Source organism: Capnocytophaga haemolytica (genome assembly GCF_001553545.1).
Taxonomy (GTDB): Bacteria; Bacteroidota; Bacteroidia; order Flavobacteriales; family Flavobacteriaceae; genus Capnocytophaga; species Capnocytophaga haemolytica.
The window spans coordinates 695,996-713,909 of the sequence record NZ_CP014227.1 but is presented as its reverse complement, the minus strand read 5'-3'; the positions used below and the strand labels follow the sequence as shown (position 1 = coordinate 713,909).

Below are 17,914 nucleotides of genomic sequence, written 5' to 3'. Positions count from 1 at the left end.
TAGTAGTCAGTAGTCAGAGCTGACCGCTGATCACTGACTTCTGACCTCTATTTTTTATTTTATAGTACAACTTCTGCCAGAAATTCATCTGCTTATAAGCGAGTTTCTCACTGCCCATACGCTCAGGATTGTAGGCTGCCGAGAGTCGCACTAATTCCTCAAAAGGCTTGCCTTCGTTCTCTTGCAAGAAGGCGTTAATCACCGCACGAAACTCTTTAAAATACCAATAATGATGGATATGAGGCTCAGCAGCATAGATCGCCCCTTGGCGGGCAAGCACCACGCTGAAGGCAAACTGCTCGCTCACGTGGGTAGGAGCCTCGGGGTGCAGTAGGTCGGTGATGGCAAGCACCTCGCTGAGCAATGGTGCCCAATCAGCCCTAATGCCAAGTACCCCTGCATTATACATCGATTGTCCTTGAGGAACTACCACAGGTGGCCCAGTGCCAATCGTGTTGTTGTGCGCCTTTAGGTAGACTTCTATCTTTTTGAAATGCCTTAGCTTACTGCCAAAGACACTCCCTTCGTCTAAACTCATCACAGGAGTGCCCTGTACGATTTTATCACCCAAAAAGGAGATATTCTCCTTAAAGTAGACATCGCTATCGAGGTATAACACATTGCGATCGGGGAAGCGCGTAAAAGCATCGCGTATCATCTCTATCTTCACGCGGTGCACAAAGTCGATTGCTCCTCGCCACTCACGCACCTTAGCAGCATCTACGGCTACATAAGTAACCTCCTCAGGCAGCCATTGCCTAAAGTACGCCTCATTGTCGGTGTAAATCACCACTTGGTGCTCCCCTACCCTATGATGCTGATAGTAAGAAAGCACGGCAAATATCACCTCATTGAGAAACTCCTTCGCTCCGTGTGCAAAAAATAATATAACCATTATCAATTATACATTGTTCATTATCCAATCTTTGATATGCCGCTTTGCTTTCCAGCCCAAAGCCTCTGTCTTCTCGGTGATGACCTCTGACCACATACGGTTGCCTTTGCGTTCAGGCAATAGCTGTATCTCCCCACCAAACATTTCGGCAATCTCCATCACGGTGTACGTCTCGGGGCTACCGATGCCATATTCATCACCTTTACCCTTTTCGCCTACCAAGAGCAAGCCCTCAACGATGTCGTCCACGTGGGTGAAATTACGCTGCTGTGTGCCCGGTGCCACTACGGTCAGTGGCAACCCCTGTCGCTTGCGTTCCGCAAAGAGCGCGATGAGGGTAGCATACTTCCCGCTCTTGATCTCTCGCTTGCCATAGACGTTGTAGAAGTAGACAATAGCATAGTCCAACCCGTACCACGTGCCGTAGTCCTTGATGAGGTCGGTATTCGACGACTTCGACCACGCATATGGACTCTGGTCTTTACCAATACCGCCCTCGCCAAACTTGGTGCTGCTGCCGGCATAAATGAGCCTACAGCCTCTCCTGCGGCAGAACTCCAATACCTTTGAGGTGCCTACCTTATTGAAGAGCAACACCTTGTCGATGTCCTCAAAACTCTGCTCTACCCGTGAGTATTCCCCGAGGTGAAACACCCTATCGGGGGTGAAGTCCACCAGCTCAAAGATATACTCCGTGCTCCCCTCAATGTAGGTAACGCCCTCAACGTGGTTATCACGACTGCCCGTAAAGTAATTGTCTAAGGAATACACCTCATTGCGAGGGTCTTTGGCGAGTGCCTCACATAGGTTAGAGCCTACAAAGCCCGCCCCTCCTGTTACTAATATCTTCATTGTGTAGCTTTTAGCAATTTATCCTTAGTGTGTAGCTCAGCCTCCTTCAACCAAAAGAACTACCTTAAAAGCCACACCCTAAATCGGCGGCAAAGGTACGACTATTTACCTTATTATACAATAAAACGACAAATAAAATCCTAAACGGACAAACAACGGACACGTAACGAACCTACCCCCTTTCTCGAACCCTCCCCTACCCCTTCCCATCTACTATTTCATAACTCACTGGCTATCTTCACTATGAATGCCCACTGTATCTATTCTTTAAAAAAATGCGCAACAAATGCTTGTTATTTAAAAAAAACATCTTACTTTTGCTCAATTTTTAAAGGTATCGCTATGCCTACCCATCAATTTAAAAACTTATAGAGAATGAATACCAAGAAAAGAAACCCAATTACTTGGGTACCAACCGTCTACTTCGCAATGGGATTGCCCTTTATATTTCTGTCGTTTGTTTCTTCCCTACTCTACAGAGATATGGGGATAAGCAAAGAAGAGACAACCTTTTGGACATCACTGCTCATCTTACCTTGGTCGCTAAAGCCCTTACTGAGCATTGTAATGGAAGTATTTGGCACCAAACGGATATATGTAATCCTTACGGAGATTATAACCGCTACATTCTTTGGCTTGATAGTATTTTCGTTGCCCTTGCCTAACTCTTTTACCATTTCGTTAGCTTTGATGGGAGTAATAGCCCTAAGCGGTTCTACACACGACATTGCAGGTGATGGTGTTTATATGGAACAACTCGACAATGCCACACAAAGCCTCTATTCAGGCTGGCAAGGAGCTTTTTACAACTTAGCCAAAGTGCTAACTAATGGCGGGTTAGTCTTCTTAGTAGGCTACTTGAAGTGCCCCACAGGAGATTGTGCAAAGGCTGTAATACCTCAAGAGCAAGTTATAGGAGCGTGGCAGGTAGTTCTCGGCATAAGTGCGCTGCTGATGCTCTGCATCGGTTTGTACCACTTCTTTGTATTGCCTAAAGACAAACAGCAGCAAAAAGACGGGAGTGTAAAAGAAAAAATAGTAGAATTATGGCAGATATTTGTCCAATTTTTTGAGAAAAAACATATTTGGTATTATCTCTTATTCATTTTTCTATACCGTTTTGCAGAAGGTTTGACCGTAAAGATACTACCTTTTTTCCTTACAGATACCAGAGAGGCAGGCGGTATAGCCCTAAGCGACCAGCATTACGGGCTCATATATGGTACAGCGGGAGCAGCAGCCTATATGATTGGCTCTATATTAGCAGGCTACTATGTCTCATCAGTAGGGCTGAAGAAAGCTATCCGTGTGTTGGCATTATCCTTTAATGTACCCTTTGCTGTATATTTAATTTTTGCCATTTTCTTACCTACAAATCTTACGCAAATAGCCGTAGGAATTATCTTTGAGTACTTTGGGTATGGCTTTGGCTTTGTAGCACTTACCCTATTTATGATGCAGCAGATAGCCCCAGGGAAGTACCAGATGGCACACTACGCCTTTGCCAATAGCTTGATGAACCTCGGGTTAATGGTGCCAGGGATAATCAGCGGCTACCTGAGCAAGTTCCTCGGCTACCAAACCTTCTTCATCTTGGTAATGCTTTGCACCATACCCGCCCTCATTATCACTTGGAAAGTACCTTTCACCTACGATAGCACTCCAAAAAAAGAAAAATAGCAAATAACTGAAAAACAAAAGGGAGCAGCTTGTATTACAGCTATTTAAGGGTTGGTATACGTCTATTAAAAAACAGTACTTACCTCCCTCACAAAACATTTTTTTAAAGAATTTCTTTCAGATATAAATAAAAGTCGTAACTTTGCGCGACTTTTTAAGAATAAGAATTTATGGCAGTTTATAAAAAAAGAAACGAGAGACCGAACAGAAATAGAAAAACTGACAACTTAGATGAGGCTCAAGTAGAGCACCTACACAAAGAAAGTAGAACCGCTGAGGTATTCGATGCCCTCGACGCAGGTGCTAACAAAACCGAAGATTTCGTACACCGCCACCAGCGCACTATTATCGGCGTACTGATTGGCTTGGCTGTGATCGGTTTGGGTTATCTGCTTTACCAACAGTTCATCAAAGCCCCTAAAGAAAAGGATGCAATGAGCCAATACTTCTTTGCACAGCTCGCTTTCGACGCTGCCGTGCAAGATACCCTTCCCAAAGTGCAGGATTCCCTCTTTGACGTTTCTCTCAAAGGCGGTAAAGGCAAATACGGCTTCTTAGAGATCATTGATAAGTATAGCGGTACTAAAGCAGCCAACCTCTCCCACTACTCTGCTGGGATGGCTTATATGCGCAAAGGCAACTTCGACAAAGCCATTGAGCACCTCAAAAAGTACGACGCTACGGATAATGTCTTAGGCGCTTTAGCCTTAGGTAATATCGGCGATGCTTACTCCGAACTGAAAAACTACAGTGAGGCACTTAACTATTATAAGAAAGCCTTTGACTACAAAACTAACGACTTTACAACACCTCTATACCTAAAGAAAGCAGGTGTGATGGCTTCCCTTTTAGGAAAAAACGCCGATGCTCTCCAATACTTCGAGCGCATTAAGGATGAGTACCCTAATTCAGGTGCTGCACAGAATATTGAGGTTTGGATCGGGAAAGTAAGTCAGTAACCCATTCATCAATGGCAACAGAGAACAAAAACTTATCCCAATACGATAAAAAGACAATCCCAAACGCGAAGCCTTTTCGCTTTGGGATTATTACTTCACAGTGGAATGAGCGTGTAACCCACGGAATGCAGCAAGGAGCTATTGACACCCTATTGAATTGTGGTGCCGTAAAGGAAAATCTTGTTTGTTGGGAAGTGCCAGGCACCTTTGAGTTGGTGAACGCCAGCAAAAGAATGCTCACCCGTGAGGTAATCGATGCTATCATCGTCATAGGTTGTGTCATTCAAGGCGAGACCCGCCATTTTGACTTTGTATGTCAAGGTGTCACCCAAGGTATTGCCTATTTGAATGCCACCCAGTCGGTGCCTATTATCTTCTGTGTACTGACCGACAACAATCTCCAACAATCCTTAGAACGCAGCGGTGGGAAGCACGGTAACAAGGGTGTCGAGGCTGCAATTACTGCCATAAAGATGGTCACTTTATAATAAAAAAGCGAGGATAAATATCCTCGCTTTTCATTTTCACATCACACTTATTACAACTCTCTAATGTCTTTTCCTTGGAGGAGTTGCTGTACGTAATCGTAATACGTCAGCCCTCGGTCTTCCAAATAACCGTTGAAGTAGCGTTCACTCACCTCTAAGCCATTGGCTTGTTCTATCTTCAAAAGCCTTTCGTAGAGCGGGGCGATATGCTCCTCAACAATATGGTTGTCAATCGCTTTGCGGTAGGAAACGAACGCCACAATCTCGTCCTTCTCATCGCGGATGATGTCAAAGTCGGTAATCACCCAATAGTAACGCCCACTCTTCGCTAAGTTCTTGATAATTGCGTGGAAGTTACGCTGCACCTTGAGATTGTCCCACAAGATCTTGAACACCACTTTGGGCATATCAGGGTGCCGAATGATACTGTGCGGCTGATCGTACAGCTCCTCTGCACTATAGCCCGACACAAGCTGAAAAACCTCATTTGTCTCCATAATATGGCCAAAGGCATTGGTACGGCTCATCAGCACCTGTGTCTTATCCCACAGCACCTCTTCATCAATAGGCGTAGGGCGCACGATCTTCAATTCTGTATAATTGCTCATTGCTCTCTGCTCTCTATAACTTAGTGAGCCAATTCCTCACGTCTACCGCCTTAGCTACTGCTGCACGCAGTTCACTGATCGGTATACGCACTTGCTCCATCGTGTCGCGGTGGCGTAGGGTTACGGTGTTGTCCTCCTTAGTCTGGTGGTCTACCGTTACGCAGAAAGGCGTCCCTGCAGCATCTTGACGGCGATAGCGCCTGCCCACGGCATCCTTCTCGTCATAAGCGACGTTGAAGTCGAACTTCAGGTCAGCGACGATCTCCTCAGCAATCTCTGGCAGTCCGTCCTTCTTCAGCAGAGGTAATACTGCCACTTTCGTAGGGGCAAGCACAAAAGGCAATCGCAACACGGTGCGTGTGTCGCCACCTTCCAAAGCCTCTTCTTGTAAAGCATTAGAAAAGACTGCAAGAAACATACGGTCGAGCCCAATAGAGGTTTCAAGCACGTAAGGCACATAGCTGCGATTTTCTTCGGGGTCAAAGTATTGGAGCTTCTTACCTGAGTATTTCTCGTGATTGCCAAGGTCGAAGTCAGTACGTGAGTGAATCCCCTCAAGCTCTTTAAAGCCAAACGGAAAGCGGAATTCAATGTCGCAAGCCGCATCGGCATAGTGGGCAAGCTTCTCGTGGTCGTGAAAACGGTAGTTATCTTCGCCCATCCCAAGCGATAAGTGCCATTTGAGGCGTTTTACTTTCCAATGCTCATACCACTCTTTCTGGGTGCCTGGCTTGATGAAGAACTGCATCTCCATCTGCTCAAACTCACGCATACGGAAGATAAATTGGCGTGCTACAATCTCATTGCGGAAGGCTTTCCCTGTCTGGGCAATCCCAAAAGGAATCTTCATACGACCTGTCTTCTGCACATTGGCGAAGTTTACGAATATACCTTGTGCGGTCTCTGGGCGTAGGTAGAGGTCTACACTTGCCTCAGCAGTAGCCCCGATCTTAGTGCCAAACATCAGGTTGAACTGCTTTACGTCTGTCCAATTGCGCGAACCCGTCTCAGGGTCAGCTATTTCAAGCTCTTCAATGAGGGCTTTCACATCTGCCAAGTCATTCTTTTCTAAGGATTTGCCCAAGCGATGCAGTATTGCCTCGCCACGCTCTTTGAGTTCTATCACACGGGCGTTTGTTGCCATAAACTGCGCCTTGTCGAAAGCGTTACCGAACCGTTTGGCAGCCTTAGCTACTTCCTTTTCTATCTTATCGTCGAGCTTGGCTACATAGTCCTCCACGAGTACATCTGCGCGATAGCGTTTCTTGCTATCTTTGTTGTCAATCAGCGGGTCGTTAAAAGCATCTACGTGCCCTGACGCCTTCCAAGTGGTGGGGTGCATAAAGATAGCGGCATCAATACCCACGATGTTCTCGTTGAGCTGCACCATCGCCTTCCACCAATATTCGCGGATGTTCTTCTTGAGTTCCACCCCATTCTGACCGTAATCGTAAACAGCCCCTAAGCCGTCATAAATCTCACTCGACGGGAAGATGTACCCGTATTCCTTTGCGTGTGAAATAACCTTCTTAAAAAAATCTTCTGTATTTGCCATATAGTATCTAACTGACTTTCAATAGTTAATATTAATAACTTACCCTATCTGGGTAAAATAGAGCACAAAAGTACAACTTTTTTACAAAAAAGAAGTATCTTTGCAAAAAAATAATTCAATACAGCAGAAAGTTAAACCCTCTGAGCCGTATGCTTTTCTCGGATATAATTTCAGTTTTGGTGCCCTCCTATTGTGCTGCTTGTGGCAAGGTTCTCAATAAAACAGAGCGCTTTTTGTGCCACGCGTGCAAAGCAAAACTCATTGAAACGAACTTCCATCTGAAAAAGGAGAATATGATCACTGAGAGGTTCTTCGGTCAGTGTGATTTATGCTGTGCAACCTCTTTATTATTTTTTGAGAAAGAAAGTGTGGCACAATATTTGCTACATAGTTTAAAGTACAGAGGAGAGAAACGGATAGGCAAATGGTTAGGCGCTTGGCTTGGTGAGAAAATAGCTGCTATTGAGGCCTTCCAGCAGGTAGAAGTGGTAATCCCAGTGCCTTTGCACAAAAAGAAACTCAAGCTAAGAGGTTATAACCAAGTAGCGCTTTTCGGTAAGGAACTGTCCCGCTACTTACAAGCCACTTATATGGATGATGTATTGGTGAAAGTAAGAGCCAATACGAGCCAAACTACCAAAGGACGCGCACAACGACTGAAGGATAGCCAGGATACTTTCACCTTGCAGAACGCTCACAAGATAGAGGGCAAAAAGGTGCTCTTAGTAGATGATATCATCACCACAGGGGCGACTATTGAGAGTTGTTATCGCGAGCTTATCAAAGCCAAAGGCGTCAGTGTAGGTGTTGCCTCAATGGCTTACACCCTCCAACTGTAAGAATAAATATGTAATAACTAAATGTAATTTTATATGAAAAACACTTTTAAAATCATCGCAGCAGTAATGCTAATGGTGGCTTTCAGCGTTAATGTAAACGCAGCTACCCTCAAAACTTTTAAAGCTCAATCAAGCTTTGTAAACGACCAAGATGGCAAAGGTGCTAACCAAGATGGCGGTACAAAGGTAAAGAAATCTTGTTGCAAGAAAGACGGCGATAAAAAGCAATGCAGCAAGAAGGATGGAGCAAAGAAATGTTGCAAGAAAGATGGCGACAAGAAATCTTGCCACAAAGATGGAGTAAAAACTGAAACTGTTGAAACAGTAGAAGTTGCTAAATAGATTCCATTACATTAAAGTTTTAATTGTTAGAAAACCTTAGCTCAAGGGCTGAGGTTTTTTATTACTTTCACACTATTTCTGAGATGAAAAAGATAATCTACACTACGTTAATCCTTACAGCAGGGCTGATGATAGGCTGTGGCACTGAAAGCACCCCAAAACCCAAAGGCGTCCTCCGTTTAGAGTACCCCAAGGCTACCTATGCCAAAGTAACTGAGCTACCCTACTGCCCTTTTACCTTCGAGGCAAACACCCTCTCTGAACTCAAACACAAAAGCCATTCTTGTGACATCAACATTGAGTATCCCAAGATGCGTGCTACCATCTATCTTACTTATAAAGAGGTGCATAATGATATTAAAAAGCTCCTAAGCGACGCCCAGAAGTTCACTTACGACCATACCATCAAGGCAGATAACATCATCTCAAATCGTTTTGAGAACGACACTACTAAGGTCTACGGGATGTTCTATCAAGTATCGGGCAATGCTGCTTCGCAAGCGCAGTTCTACGCTACGGATAGCACTTCGCATTTCATCTCAGGCTCTATCTATTTTAAAGTAGTGCCTAACTACGACTCCATACAGCCCGCCAGTGCCTACTTAGAGAAGGATGTGCGCAAAATAATGGAGAGCCTTCGTTGGAAGTAAAAAACTTTCCTAAAAATTTTTGTAGAATAAAAATATAGTCGTAATTTTGCGGCACCAATAAAGAAATTATGAGTTTACAAACCAAAGTAATGGACGCTCTCAAAGAGGCAATGAAGGCTAAGGATACCGTAGCTATGGAGTCGCTGAGAGCTATCAAGTCAGCTATATTATTAGCGCGTACAGAGTCAGGAGCTACTGAGGAACTCTCAGAGGCTGAAGAGGCTAAGCTATTGCAAAAGCTCGTAAAGCAACGCAAGGACAGTGCTGAGCTCTACGCTTCGCAAGGGCGTAACGACTTGGCAGAGCCTGAGCTCAAGCAGCTTGCCATCATTGAGCAATTCCTACCCAAACAGCTTTCAGAAGCCGAAGTAGCCGCTCAGGTATCGGCTATCATCAGTGAGGTAGGTGCTACAAGTATGAAGGATATGGGTAAAGTAATGGGTGTTGCCACAAAGCAGTTAGCTGGCAAAACCGATAGCAAGCTCATCTCAGAAGTAGTAAAGAAATTACTATCATAATTACTAAAGGCCGCATAGTTCAACTGGATAGAATATCAGATTTCGGCTCTGAGGGTTGAGGGTTCGAATCCTTCTGCGGTCACAATATAGAATGTAAAAAAGCGCAAAGGCAGCAGTGTCTTTGCGCTTTTTTTATGGTTTCTCAGTACATTCCCATTGAAAATCTTCTACTTTGCTCTGCATCTCAGGGCGATATTCATAGTGCCACCATTCGGAGTAAATCGACTTGAAGTTGTGCTTCGCCAAAATCTCCTTCAAGAGCCTGCGGTTGGCGAGTACCTCCTTGGGCAAATCGGTGTAGGTGTGGTGAGCTTTCTTCCCGAAATAGTCAAAGCCTGTGCCCATATTCAGTTCCTTGCCGTTCTTATCCACTAAGGTGAGGTCTACTGCTGCCCCTCGGTTGTGCTTAGAGCCTTTGGCTGGATTTGCCACGTAGTCCGTGCCTGGGAGTATCTTCCACATCTTTTTCTGCACCGATAGCGGTCGGTAGCAGTCGAAAAGCTTGATGCGATAGCCGTGCTGCTTAAACTCCTCTTGCGCTTTTACAAGTGCCTTAGCCGTGGCTTTCCGTAGGTAACACTCGCCGCAATCGTACACTTGCTGCTTTAAGAAGTTATTCGCCGTAGCATAGCGCATATCGAGCACAAAATCCTCACTGAGGTCTTTAAGGCGTACGAAATCGCTCTGCTGCGCCTGCACTATTAGCCCGAGAATCATCGCATATATTGTCAATATTTTTTGCATATATCACTAATTATTAAGTGCTTAACACTAAGCCAACATCCTCTTTGCTTTCTTTACCCCCTCAATCAAAAGGTCGATTTCCTCAAAAGTATTGTAGACGGCAAAGCTCGCGCGGATAGTGCCAGGTATATGGTAGCAATCCATCACGGGTTGAGCGCAATGATGCCCCGTGCGCACCGCAATGCCCATCTGGTCTAAGAGGGTGCCCACATCGTAAGGGTGAATACCTTTCAGGTTAAAGGAAATCACCGCTGTGCGCTCATTGAGGTTGGGATTGCCGTAGAGCTCTATCCCCTCAATGCTTTGAAGCCCTTCGAGGGCGTGCTGCAAAAGGGCGTGCTCGTGGGCTGCCATCGCCTCTAAACCAATGAAATGCATATAGTCAATGGCTGTGCCGAAAGCGATTGCTCCACAGATATTGGGTGTCCCTGCCTCAAACTTATAAGGCAAATCGGCATAAGTGGACGCCTGAAAATGCACTTCCTTAATCATCTCCCCTCCCCCCTGATACGGCGGCAGCGTGTTGAGTAGTTCTTCCTTACCATAGAGTGCCCCAATGCCCGTAGGTCCATACATCTTATGTGCTGAAACGGCGTAAAAATCAACATCAAGTGCCTGTACATCCACCTGAATATGGGGTGCCGATTGCGCTCCGTCGATCACTACCACGGCACCTACCTGATGTGCCAGCTCGGTAATGCGGGCGATAGGGTGAATATTGCCCATCGCATTCGATACGTGCTGCACACTCACCACGCGCGTACGCTCATTGAGCATCGCTGTATATGCCTGCATATCAAGCACTCCGTGGGCGTCCATAGGGATCACCCGCAACACTGCCCCACTGTGCGCTGCCGCCAATTGCCAAGGCACGATGTTGCTGTGGTGCTCCGATGCCGAGATAACGATTTCATCACCTGCCTTGAGCAGTTGTCCATAGCCGCTGGCTACAAGGTTAATGCCGTGGGTAGTGCCTGCAGTAAAGACAATTTCGCGAGCGTGCTTTGCATTGAAATGCAGTTGCAACTTATGCCGTGCCTGCTCATAAGCCTCTGTTGCCTCCTGACTGAGGGCGTGCACCCCGCGATGGATATTCGCATTCAGGTGGGTGTAATAATGCACGATACTGTCAATCACCTCAGTAGGCGTCTGTGAAGTGGCAGCATTATCAAAGTATATCAGTGGGCGATCGTGCACCCTGCGCTGCAAAATAGGGAAATCTTCGCGTATATCTTGGATGTTAATCATTACTTTATCAATTAGCTGAAGAGGAGATATCCCTTCTGTTGAAAGTGCAAAGGTAGTGTTTTTTTGGAAGAAAAGGGAGTTTCGAGGTGTTTTTTTGTAGGGTTGAACGCATATCTATTGAGAATAAGAGGGTAAGGGACAGTGAGCGGCTTAGAGGAAGATGTGTTGTTGGTTCGCTACGTGTCCGTTGTTTATCCGTTCTTTGTCCGTTGAGTGATGACATTTTTTTTGGTGGGTATTAGAGGGAAATATATTTTCGGTAATATTTTGAAGGGAAAGGGGTGGTGTTTCGGAATAAATGTGTATCTTTGTGGCTTTGAAACGATTTTTTGTAATGGCTTTATTGTATTTACAACCTATTGACAGTGAGATTCATTTGAGTGATTATAAGCCTCAGCAGGTGGGCTTTCAGTTGCAGAAATACGTGCACGAGGGCGTCTTTCCTGACTTGGAAGGGGTGCGAATTGCGTTTTTTTGTGTGGAACGCTTTAAGGGGGAAGGCAATGCTTTGCGTCGCCATCTGTACCGCTTGTATATGGGCAATTGGGGGTTCCAGATCGCCGATTTGGGCAATTTGCCGCTGGGGGAGACGGAGGAGGATACGCATTTTGCAGTGAAAGAGCTCTCGGAGTACTTGATTCGCAAGGGGATTATCCCTTTGGTGGTGGGCGGCGAGCAGCATATCACTTATGCGATGTACCGCGCTTTCGACGCATTGGAGCAGATGGTCAATCTGGTGACGGTGGATGCAAAATTCGATTTTGGGAGTGAGCAGGAGCTTTTTATTGAGAGCTCATACCTGAGTAGAATCCTCTCAGAGCCGCCTGTTAACTTATTGGATTACACAAATATAGGCTATCAATCGTACTACGTAGCGCAGGAGGAACTCGATTTGCTGGAGAAGATGTGTTTTGAGGCACACAGGTTGGGCAACATCACGGCTGATTTGCGCACGATTGAGCCTGCGATGCGCAACGCGGATATTATCAGTGTGGATATGAGCTGTGTGCAGACGCGTGATTTGGGGCTGGAGCGGGGCTATGTCAATGGGCTGACGAACCGCGAGATTTGCACGGTGGCGCGCTATGCGGGGATTAGCAGTAATGTGCAGATCTGTGGGATTTTTGAGATTCCCGCCACGGATATGGCAGCGCAGTTGGTCGCTGAGATGATTTGGTATTTTTATGAGGGCTTTAACTTCCGCACTAAGGAACTACCACTGGTAAACGACGAGAATTACACGAAGTATATTGTGCCGATTGAGGATATTCAGTTGGAGTTTTTCAAGAGTAACCTCACGGATCGATGGTGGCTTAAGCCTGGGGGCGATAAGTATGCACAGCCTCAGAACCACATTCCGCCAGGGCTTATACCGTGTTTGGAGCAGGAGTACGAGGCGGCTGTGCAGGGGGTAATCCCTGAGCGTTGGTGGCGTTCGTATCGCAAAGCGTTGTAATTTGAAATATAGAAACATTCTATTTATTGATATAGGTATTTAAATATGAACTTCTTACGATAAAAGATTTAGAGGTGTGAAGTTGTTGTAAAAAGGGGGATGCTGCTTTATTCGACAAAACTTTATACCTTTGCGCAGATTTTTTATTTAGGAACTTATAAAACGTATGAAGCGATTATTTTTAACACTTGCAGCAGTTGCTTTTTTAGCCGTAGGATGTGGCAATGGCAACGGCTCTAACAATAATTCGGGTTCGGAGGCAGTGGAGGACACGAATAGCGAAACTCCCTCAGCATCAAGTGATAACAGCAGAGAGGCTCCTCCTGCTGACGATTCGTGGAAGGAGAATAAAGGCATCGGACCTGTGAAGACGCTCAAGACGCCTTTGGCAGCGACTCCTGATGCGGCAATGGCTGCTGAAGGTAAGGAGCTGTTTATCAACTATTGCAGCAGTTGCCATAAGGTGAACCGCAACTTTTTGGGACCTACACCGAAGGGGATTTTGGAGCGCCGCACGCCTGAGTGGGTGATGAATATGATTATGAACCCCGATGAGATGCGCAAGAAGGATCCGATAGCTAAGAAGTTGCACGAGCAGTATCCTTCGATAATGACGGACTATAAGCTCAAGGAGGATCAGGTACGTGCTATCTTAGAGTATTTCAGGACGTTAGAGTAGGTTTAGGGATCAGAGATGAGAGGTCAGAGATCAGGGATGGGTGAAGAGGAATTAGATTGAGGATGAGATTGTGGGGTGATTATCCGTTTTTCAGATCCTTAGGCTCGGATTGCTGAGGTCTAATTTCTGCCTTCTATTTGCTGATTAGAAATCTTTTTTTTTGAAAAAAGGCTTGCTATTTAAAAAAATAGTTGTACCTTTGCGCCCTGAAAAAGTTATACCATTGAGGTGAAATTATAACACCTTTGCACTCAAAGAATTACGTAATTATAAAAAATAACATTGCAATGAAAAAGGACACACATCCAGAATCTTACAGATTGGTAGCGTTTAAAGATATGTCGAACGACGATATTTTTATCACCAAGTCTACCATTGACACCAAAGAGACTATCGAGGTGGACGGGGTGGAATACCCATTAGTGAAGTTGGAAATTTCGCGTACTTCACACCCTTATTACACAGGGAAATCGAAACTTATTGATACTGCTGGACGTATTGATAAGTTCAAAAACAAATACGCAAAGTTTAAGAAGTAGTCATATGCTTTTATAAGATTTTTACAAGTGCCTCCTAAGAAGGGAGGCATTTTTATTTGTATCTTTGCAGCGTAAAATCAGTTAAAGGATGAAAATACTCTCGGTAACGATTCACAATATTGCTTCCATCGAAGGACCATATACTATTGATTTCGAGGCAGAGCCCTTGAAATCGGCGGGGCTGTTTGCCATCACGGGTGCCACAGGGGCTGGTAAATCAACTCTTTTGGACGCGATATGCCTTGCGCTCTACAACGATACGCCACGGTTGGCTTCGACCAAGCCTTCGGTGAGCATCGCTGATGGAGCTACGGATATACCGATCAACAATGTGAAGCACTTGCTGCGTAAAGGGGCTACCTATGCTTCGGCTAAGGTGTCGTTTCTGGCTACCGATGGCAAGGTATACGAATCGGAATGGAGTGTGCAGCGTGCGCGCAAGAAGGCGACGGGCACTTTGCAGGCGGAGGTGATAAGGCTGCGTTGCCTTAGCGATAACGAGGTATACCCTGAGGGGCGTAAGTCGCTGGTGTTGGAGCGGATACGCGAGCTACTGGGGCTGTCGTTTGATGAGTTTACCAAGTCAGTAATCTTGGCACAAGGTGATTTTACGTCTTTCCTCAAAGCCGATGACAATACGCGTTCGGATATCTTGGAGAAGCTCACAGGTACACAGATTTACAGTCAGATATCAAAGTTGGTGTTTGAAAAGAACAAGCAGCATAAGGCTGCTTTAGAGCTCCTTGACGCTCGCTTGGCGGAGGCAAATGTGCTCAGTGAGGAAGCGCGTGCAGCACTTCAGGGGCAGATCACTGATTTGACAGGAGATTTGAAAGCACTTAGGGCTACTATTGATCTGTTTACTAAGGAGCAGCAGTGGTATACCACCCGACAAAGGCTTGAGGAGCAGCTCGCTGAGGCAGAAGCACAGCTACGCACTGCCTTAGACGCAGGTGAGGCTCACAAAGCAGCCTTTGCAGAACTTGCTATCATTGAGGCATTACAAGCTATCAAGACGGATGTTCTCAACCAGAAGAGTGAGCAGGAAGCACTTGTACAGGCGGAAGAGGATCTTAAAGTGGCAACAGCGCAGTTGAACGAGATTAGTGCCTTAAAGGATAGATTGGCTTCGGATAAAGACAGCACACAGCAAGCTCTTGACAAAGCCCAAGAAGAGTTTTATCAGCTTAAACCGAGCATTGAGGCTGCTAAGGAATTAGAAACACGCATCAGTGAACGGCAGCAGAGTTTACAAGCTAAAGAGCAACAGGTGGCAGCTAAACAACAGCAACTTACCAATAAAGAAAAAGAGCGGGAAGAACTCACTCAACGCATCGCAAAAGGGGAGGCGTATTTGCAGCAGAAGAACTCTTGGATAACAGCCCACCCCACCTACGGAATACTCCTTAACAATGAACAGTGGCTACGGAGCCTTGCTGCTGAATATCAACAGCTAAGTGAGCAGATAGCCAGAAAATCACTTAACCTTAGTGAGCAAGAGGCTGCACAACAGCAATTAGCCACAGAGCTCACTGCTGAGCGAGCACTGTTTACCACAAAGCAAGAGGAACTAGCAAAACAACAACAGGACTACACACAGCTAAAGCAGCAATTAGACAAGATAGACGTGGAGGTACTCCACCAAAAGCAAAACACCTACACCCGTGAGCTACAGATCTATCAAGAGGATAAAACGACCCTGCAACAGATCGCCACTTATCAAGAGGTGATAGCCAAGACTGCAAACCATTTAGAGGCACTTCATCAAGCTGAGCAACGCGATACAGTACGCTTAAAGGAGTTGGAGACTTCAAAGCAGGCAGCAGAAATCAAATACGAGACTACTGAGCAGCTTTATCAAAAGGCACAAATAGAGCATTCAGAGAGTGTAACTGCCCTGCGCGAGAGCCTTACAGAGGGAGAAGCCTGTCCTGTTTGTGGGGCTACGCATCATCCTTATGCTCACAGTGCAGCTGCGGAGCATATCCTCGCTTCTCTACAAGAAGAACTCAATCGCGCCAGAACAACCCTGACAGAGCAGAACAACACCTATGTCGCTACGGCAGCACAGTTAAAGCACACTTCTGAAAGTATCATAGAGCAAACGCAACGTCTCAAAGAGCAAGAGGCTCAATTGCAGCAAGCTGAGCGTACCTTGCAGCAATCGAGTAAAAGCAATGAATACACTGAAGGGCAAGCGTTGGCGTATATCACCGATAGGATAGCGGAATTGACCATTCTTTCAGAAGAGAATAACCGCCTATTTGAGCAGCACAACGCCCTTAAAAAGCAATCGGATAGTGCCTTCCTTACCGTTGAAGGTACACGGCGGGCACTCGATACGCTCAAAGAGAAACTTACCTCCTTAGAAGAACAACACCAGCAAATAACCTCTGAAACACAGACTTTATCATTAGAAAAAGAAAGCTACGTCCAGCAGCAGACCTCACAGCTTTCACAGCTTAGTCGTTTGCAATTAGAAGAGGAATGGCACACGCTCTTTAAGCGAGATACAGCACAATTCACAACTAAGATAAGCACAGCAATAAGCGAACTAAGAAGTGTCTCAGCAGAAGTAGAAAAGGCAAAAGAAAAACTCTCCGTATACGCTCAAAAGAACATACAGTTTTCCTCTGAAATAGACAGCTTAAAGAAGGATACGGCTCAGCAGCAAGCTACCTTGCAGCAAGAGCGTACAGAAGTTGAGAAACTGATCAGCGAGCGTACAGGCTTGTTGGAAGGTAAGCGTGTCAGTGCCGTAGAAGCATCCTACACAACAGCGATTCAAACCCTAACCCAAACCCTTCAACAACAGCAACAAGCCTTTAACGAGGCAAACCTGCAACACACCGAATTGCAAAGCAAAGCCAAGTCATTGCGGGAGGCACAGCACCAGTCGGCTGAGCGCATTGCCTCTGCTGAGGAACGCATTACTAAGTGGATTGCTACGCACTACCCCGATAGCGTAGATGAGGTCTACAGACACCGTCAAGAATGGGCGGCAATACCTCATACACAATTGCAAGCCTTACGCACTAAACAGCAACAGATTGAGGCAAACCTCCTCAAGCAGCGAACCATAGTAGAGCAAAGCTCACAACGCCTTAATGAACATTTACAAGGTGAAGTGCCCTCACTTTCTCAAAGTGAGCTAAGTGCACAACTGCAAGCAACTGAGCAGCAGCACGACTCCCTTCATCAACAATTGGTGCTCAAGCAAGGCGAACTCTTAGCCGATACTCAGCAGCAAGCCTCCGTAAAAACTCTCCAAGTGGAGCGAACTGCAAAAGCAACCGAGGCAGAGCGTTGGGCACAACTCAACAGCCTTATAGGCAGTGCCGATGGACACCGTTTCCGTCAGTACGCCCAAGAGTACACCTTAGAAATGCTCTTGCGACACGCCAACCAGCAGATGAAGTACATCAACCGCCGTTATAGCTTGCAGCGCATTCCCTCCTCACTGAGTATTCAAGTGGTAGACCACGATATGGGTGACGAAATACGCTCAGTGTACTCCCTCTCAGGAGGTGAATCCTTCTTAGTGTCGCTGGCACTCGCCTTAGCTCTTTCATCGCTTTCCTCTACCAATATGAACATCGAAACACTCTTCATCGATGAAGGCTTTGGCGCCCTCGATGTCGATACGCTCTCCGTAGCCTTAGACGCCTTAGAAAGCCTACAAAAGCAAGGCAAGAAAGTAGGCGTCATCTCGCACGTGCAAGAGATGGTAGAGCGCATTCCTGTGAAAATACAGGTAAAGAAAGAAGGCAACGGCAAAAGCGTCATTAGCTTATAGAAAATCCCTTTGTTACACACGTAGCAAAGGGATTTTTTGTGCCTTATGATTACGCTGATTGCCAGC

General features: G+C 45.9%; 17 protein-coding genes and 1 tRNA gene. 12 read left to right on the top strand and 6 right to left on the bottom strand.

Annotated elements, in window-relative coordinates; genetic code table 11:
- Positions 1-13: 13 nt before the first annotated feature.
- Positions 14-895, bottom strand: coding sequence for a hypothetical protein (locus AXF12_RS03155; protein WP_066428232.1), 882 nt, complete (start codon positions 893-895; stop codon positions 14-16).
- A gap of 6 nt (positions 896-901) precedes the next feature.
- A complete protein-coding gene (locus AXF12_RS03150) occupies positions 902-1,747 on the bottom strand; it encodes an NAD-dependent epimerase/dehydratase family protein (RefSeq protein WP_066428230.1) in 846 nt (281 codons plus the stop codon).
- Positions 1,748-2,122: 375 nt separating this feature from the next.
- Between AXF12_RS03150 and AXF12_RS03145 the strand changes: the two genes are divergently transcribed.
- The 3 genes from AXF12_RS03145 (at position 2,123) to ribH (ending at position 4,874) form a co-directional block, all read left to right on the top strand.
- Entirely contained in the window at positions 2,123-3,427 is a 1,305-nt protein-coding gene (locus AXF12_RS03145) for an MFS transporter (RefSeq protein ID WP_066428228.1), read from the top strand.
- A 170-nt stretch (positions 3,428-3,597) separates the two neighbouring features.
- The gene (locus tag AXF12_RS03140; protein WP_066428226.1) at positions 3,598-4,386 is read left to right on the top strand and encodes a tetratricopeptide repeat protein; all 789 of its coding nucleotides are present in this window, start codon (positions 3,598-3,600) and stop codon (positions 4,384-4,386) included.
- Positions 4,387-4,397: 11 nt separating this feature from the next.
- The gene (ribH, locus tag AXF12_RS03135; protein ID WP_066428225.1) at positions 4,398-4,874 is read left to right on the top strand and encodes a 6,7-dimethyl-8-ribityllumazine synthase; all 477 of its coding nucleotides are present in this window, start codon (positions 4,398-4,400) and stop codon (positions 4,872-4,874) included.
- 50 nt (positions 4,875-4,924) lie between these two features.
- On the opposite strand, the gene AXF12_RS03130 is transcribed toward ribH, so the two are convergent.
- Together AXF12_RS03130 and AXF12_RS03125 are read right to left on the bottom strand one after the other, a co-directional pair.
- Positions 4,925-5,482 (bottom strand): PAS domain-containing protein, encoded by a 558-nt coding sequence (locus tag AXF12_RS03130; RefSeq protein WP_066428223.1) that lies wholly within the window; start codon positions 5,480-5,482, stop codon positions 4,925-4,927.
- Between the two features lie 13 nt (positions 5,483-5,495).
- A complete protein-coding gene (locus AXF12_RS03125; protein ID WP_066428221.1) occupies positions 5,496-7,037 on the bottom strand; it encodes a glycine--tRNA ligase in 1,542 nt (513 codons plus the stop codon).
- A gap of 149 nt (positions 7,038-7,186) precedes the next feature.
- Between AXF12_RS03125 and AXF12_RS03120 the strand changes: the two genes are divergently transcribed.
- The 5 genes from AXF12_RS03120 (at position 7,187) to AXF12_RS03100 (ending at position 9,468) form a co-directional block, all read left to right on the top strand.
- Positions 7,187-7,876 carry a ComF family protein gene (locus AXF12_RS03120; RefSeq protein ID WP_066428219.1) on the top strand — a complete coding sequence of 230 codons (690 nt, stop codon included), beginning with the start codon at positions 7,187-7,189 and terminating at the stop codon, positions 7,874-7,876.
- 33 nt (positions 7,877-7,909) lie between these two features.
- Complete coding sequence (locus AXF12_RS03115) at positions 7,910-8,218, top strand: hypothetical protein (protein WP_066428217.1); 309 nt, start codon at positions 7,910-7,912, stop codon at positions 8,216-8,218.
- Positions 8,219-8,301: 83 nt separating this feature from the next.
- Positions 8,302-8,868, top strand: a complete 567-nt coding sequence (gene gldD, locus AXF12_RS03110) for a gliding motility lipoprotein GldD (protein WP_066428216.1) — start codon at positions 8,302-8,304, stop codon at positions 8,866-8,868.
- A gap of 68 nt (positions 8,869-8,936) precedes the next feature.
- A complete protein-coding gene (locus AXF12_RS03105; protein WP_066428214.1) occupies positions 8,937-9,386 on the top strand; it encodes a GatB/YqeY domain-containing protein in 450 nt (149 codons plus the stop codon).
- Positions 9,387-9,394: 8 nt separating this feature from the next.
- A tRNA-Arg gene (locus AXF12_RS03100) sits at positions 9,395-9,468 on the top strand.
- Between the two features lie 50 nt (positions 9,469-9,518).
- Here the strand turns inward: AXF12_RS03100 and AXF12_RS03095 are convergent.
- Together AXF12_RS03095 and AXF12_RS03090 are read right to left on the bottom strand one after the other, a co-directional pair.
- A complete protein-coding gene (locus AXF12_RS03095; protein WP_066428212.1) occupies positions 9,519-10,130 on the bottom strand; it encodes a M15 family metallopeptidase in 612 nt (203 codons plus the stop codon).
- Between the two features lie 27 nt (positions 10,131-10,157).
- Positions 10,158-11,378 carry an aminotransferase class V-fold PLP-dependent enzyme gene (locus AXF12_RS03090; protein ID WP_066428210.1) on the bottom strand — a complete coding sequence of 407 codons (1,221 nt, stop codon included), beginning with the start codon at positions 11,376-11,378 and terminating at the stop codon, positions 10,158-10,160.
- Positions 11,379-11,712: 334 nt separating this feature from the next.
- On the opposite strand from AXF12_RS03090, the gene AXF12_RS03085 reads away from it, so the two are divergent.
- From AXF12_RS03085 to AXF12_RS03070, 4 genes are all read left to right on the top strand, one after another.
- Positions 11,713-12,834: a formimidoylglutamase gene (locus AXF12_RS03085; RefSeq protein WP_066428207.1), complete on the top strand. Its 1,122-nt coding sequence runs from the start codon at positions 11,713-11,715 to the stop codon at positions 12,832-12,834.
- 166 nt (positions 12,835-13,000) lie between these two features.
- Positions 13,001-13,513: a c-type cytochrome gene (locus AXF12_RS03080; protein WP_066428205.1), complete on the top strand. Its 513-nt coding sequence runs from the start codon at positions 13,001-13,003 to the stop codon at positions 13,511-13,513.
- 287 nt (positions 13,514-13,800) lie between these two features.
- Positions 13,801-14,052, top strand: coding sequence for a type B 50S ribosomal protein L31 (locus AXF12_RS03075; RefSeq protein WP_066428204.1), 252 nt, complete (start codon positions 13,801-13,803; stop codon positions 14,050-14,052).
- A gap of 88 nt (positions 14,053-14,140) precedes the next feature.
- Positions 14,141-17,848: an AAA family ATPase gene (locus AXF12_RS03070; protein ID WP_066428202.1), complete on the top strand. Its 3,708-nt coding sequence runs from the start codon at positions 14,141-14,143 to the stop codon at positions 17,846-17,848.
- Positions 17,849-17,914: the final 66 nt, after the last annotated feature.